Here is a 1837-nt window from a genome sequence, read left to right on the forward strand (position 1 = left end):
TTTCCCCCTGCCCCCTGCTAGAAAGCTCCCTGCTCCCTTGCCTCTTTTGACAGCGAAGATGTGGAATTTCCCATCCTCTTATAAGGGTGGGATTTTTCATATGATTTTGATCACAAAAAAATAACTTAAAATAGTGAGCTATTTTGCGAAAATTTCTGTAAAATCGAAGTCTAAATTACAAAAACCGCAAATTAACATTTGAAATGCGAATAGCTTATGTTTCGTTGGCTAAGTTTGTTTTCTATATTCCTGAGTGTTTTGTTGATAGGCTGTTCTCCACCAACCGCAGCTAACCCTCCTACTACTACATCAGATTCCCAAGTGCAAACACTAGCGTATCGAGGTCAAAATCTGCCGATTTCTGCCTTAGCCACTATTCCTAACGGAACCAAAATTAAGTTAGAAGTAGCGCGAACGCCAAAAGAGCAAATGATGGGGCTGATGTATCGACCTGCTTTACCAGATGACCAGGGGATGCTGTTTGTTTTTCCCTCAGCAGAACCTGTAAGTTTCTGGATGAAGAATGTACCTGTAGCCTTGGATATGGTCTTTATGGAAAATGGGAAAGTCAAGTATATTCAAACTGCTGCACCTTCCTGTAAGAGTGAGCCTTGTCCAACCTATGGGCCTAATGTACCCATAAACCAAGTAATTGAACTTCGAGCCGAACGAGCTACAGAATTAGGCTTGCAAGTAGGTGATAAGGTAAAAATTGAATTCTTAAATCCTGGTGCTTCTCAGTAACTAGAACGTGGTTGCTTACTGTGTGAAGGAACTATAAAGTTTTAATGAAGATATCTTGGTAAAAAAACTATTACGTAAAATAGTAAAATTCACAGTTAAGAGGTTAAGATTTACTAGTGGCGCTAATCACATCAAACTCTGCTGTTTCCCAGATACGATCCTAATCTTTGCTTCCTAGCTAGAATACCAATCCCAGAGTTTATGCAAAAATCCTCCCTTTGACGTAAGTGTAACTAGTCGTCAATAGAGGAGTATAGGCTATGAAATCTTTTTAACTCCATGTGTGATCACATAAAGCACAGAAAAGGACACAAGATGAAGCCAAACTATTTTGGATTTTAGAATTGCGATTTTAGATTGACTGTACCCACAAGAGGTGGAAAATTTAACTTGCTTTTTCCTCGGATTACCAAAAAACAGTTCCAAAATCCAAAACCCAAACTCTAAAATTGGCAAAGTCAATTTAAATAATATCCATTTGCAAAACGATTGTGAGTTATGGAATACCCAAAAGCTGATCTAGTAAGTCTTTAAGAATAGAAAATTTAACATCCACAACCTAAAATCCCATTTAACATCCACAACCTAAAATCCCAAATGGTATTACTTCAAATTGGGGTAAACCAGGGTAAAAGCGGGGTTTGATTTCTCCTCAACTCTGGGAAAACTTGCTCCTAGAGGAATAATAAACCACCTGTGCTGAGGTAATTATCAATTAACAGCATAGTGACACATAAAATACTGGCTACATAATACTCAGAAATAAGGAAAAGATAGATGATAATACACTCTACTCAAGGAGGTGAGAAACAAATGGCACCATCAAGATATTCTCGATTGATTAATTTTCTCCAGGAAGATTTGGCAATTTCCACAGCTTCCCTTTCTGTAGCGCTGCGTCACCGTGAGCAAGACCCAGGTTCTTTAACCATGATTCTGTGGCAATATGGGTTTATTACTCTAGAGCAGTTAGAACAAATTTATGATTGGTTGGAGACGGCATAGGTAAGCAATTCAAAATGCCTCTTGTGCAGGAGTCAATTTCACAAAATTCAAAATTCAAAATTCAAAATTCAAAATTAGAAATTCAAAA

The 1837-nt window shown here is 37.8% G+C and carries 2 protein-coding genes; both read left to right on the forward strand.

Going from position 1 to position 1837, the window contains the following annotated elements; genetic code table 11:
- Nucleotides 1-216 precede the first annotated feature (216 nt).
- Nucleotides 217-744: a DUF192 domain-containing protein gene (locus A9Y75_RS18260; RefSeq protein WP_071190968.1), complete on the forward strand. Its 528-nt coding sequence runs from the start codon at nt 217-219 to the stop codon at nt 742-744.
- A 777-nt stretch (nt 745-1521) separates the two neighbouring features.
- Entirely contained in the window at nt 1522-1749 is a 228-nt protein-coding gene (locus tag A9Y75_RS18265; RefSeq protein WP_071190969.1) for a DUF2949 domain-containing protein, read from the forward strand.
- The last annotated feature ends 88 nt before the right edge of the window (nt 1750-1837 follow it).

This window comes from Trichormus sp. NMC-1, from assembly GCF_001858025.1.
GTDB lineage: Bacteria > Cyanobacteriota > Cyanobacteriia > Cyanobacteriales > Nostocaceae > Anabaena.